Source organism: Mesorhizobium sp. M7A.F.Ca.MR.148.00.0.0 (assembly GCF_003997735.1).
GTDB lineage: Bacteria > Pseudomonadota > Alphaproteobacteria > Rhizobiales > Rhizobiaceae > Mesorhizobium.
In genome coordinates this window covers 1-1,452 of the sequence record NZ_RZTB01000268.1, presented here as the reverse complement: position 1 = coordinate 1,452, position 1,452 = coordinate 1, and the positions used below count along the sequence as shown (strand labels likewise).

General features: G+C 61.6%; 2 protein-coding genes. Both read left to right on the top strand.

What is annotated here, in order from left to right:
* Positions 1-93 precede the first annotated feature (93 nt).
* Complete coding sequence (gene iolE, locus EOB49_RS33835; protein ID WP_127383499.1) at positions 94-1,011, top strand: myo-inosose-2 dehydratase; 918 nt, start codon at positions 94-96, stop codon at positions 1,009-1,011.
* Positions 1,012-1,068: 57 nt separating this feature from the next.
* Positions 1,069-1,287 carry a DUF3329 domain-containing protein gene (locus EOB49_RS33830; RefSeq protein ID WP_127383498.1) on the top strand — a complete coding sequence of 73 codons (219 nt, stop codon included), beginning with the start codon at positions 1,069-1,071 and terminating at the stop codon, positions 1,285-1,287.
* Positions 1,288-1,452: the final 165 nt, after the last annotated feature.

The window sequence follows — 1,452 nt, the reverse complement described above, 5'->3', positions numbered from 1 at the left end:
CTTCTCCCCGTCACTATACGGGGAGAAGGTGCCGGCAGGCGGATGAGGGGCGGCGGCAACCAAAGGATAACTGTTCTAAACCGGAGTGACGACTTGAAAGCCAAACTGGGCATGTCCCCCATTGCGTGGTGGAACGACGATCTTGCGGAACTCAGCGATGACGTGTCGCTGGAAGAATGCCTGCGCCAGTCGCGCTCGGCCGGCTTCACCGGCATGGAGATGGGCCGGCGTTTTCCCAATGACCCCGAAATCATGCTGCCGATCCTGAAGGCCGCCGACGTCACGCTGTGCGGCGGCTGGTTCTCCGGCACGCTGGTCGATGGGGAGATGGCCGACAACAAGGATCGCATCCAGCCGATGATCGACCTGTTCAAGGCGGTGAATGCGCCTTGCATCGTCTATGGCGAGGTCGGCCGCTCGATCCAGGGCGACCGCTCGAAGCCGCTGGCGACCAAGCCGAAGCTGTCGGATGACGAGATGAAGGCCTACGCGAAACGCCTGACCGAATTTGGCGAATGGTGCGCCGAACAGGGCATGCCGCTGTCCTATCACCACCACATGGCGGCGGTGGTCGAGACCGAGCCGGAACTCGATGCCTTCATGCGCTATTCCGGAGCCGGCATTCCCCTGCTGCTCGATGCCGGACATCTGGCATTCGCCGGCGGCGACGTGCTGCGCGCCATCGACAACCATCATACCCGCATCAGCCATGTGCATGTGAAGGACGTTCGCATGGAGGTGATCGACAGGCTCGATCGCTCGAAGCAATCTTTCCTCGACGCCGTGGCGCTCGGCGCCTTCACCGTGCCGGGCGATGGTTCACTCGATTTCGGCGCCATCGTGCAGCGCTTCGCCGACCATGGCTATGAGGGCTGGTTCGTGGTCGAGGCCGAGCAGGACCCGAAGAAGAACCCGCCACTCAGGATGGCACAGGTTGGCTACAAGGAATTGATGCGCGTCATGACCGCCGCCGGCTATACGGTCGAGACGCAAGGCTTTCCAAATGTCTAGTTCCCAATGGCTGGTGCGACGGGTTCCCGGAGAGGCCGATTGCTGTAGATTGGCCCTATGAAAGATTCCGAACACCCCTTCTTCCGGCCTTTGTGGCGGCGTGTCGCCATCGTCGCGGTCTGCGTCATCTGGTCGATCATCGAGTTCGCCACCGGTACGCCGTTCTGGGGCATGATCGCGCTTGGCTTCGCCGGCTACGCCGTCTGGCAGTTTTTTTATCTCTACAAGCCTGCTGACGAGGCGAAGCCTTCGGTCGAGCCCGAGCCGAGGGAGTAACTGATCGCATGCGTTGGCGACTAGCTTGCAGTGCTTCTCGTTTCGTATCCTGGGGCGGAGCAAGGAGCGAAGCGACGCGGCGCAGACCCTAGGATGACGAAGTTGGAAGAGCGCCGGCCGAAGATTTGCGATGGCCCTTTCAAACAGGCGGCTTGGCTTCACGGA

Excerpts from the sequence above, each read along its gene's own strand:
- EOB49_RS33830 (WP_127383498.1), top strand. The coding sequence starts at position 1,069 with ATGAAAGATTCCGAACACCCCTTCTTCCGGCCTTTGTGGCGGCGTGTC.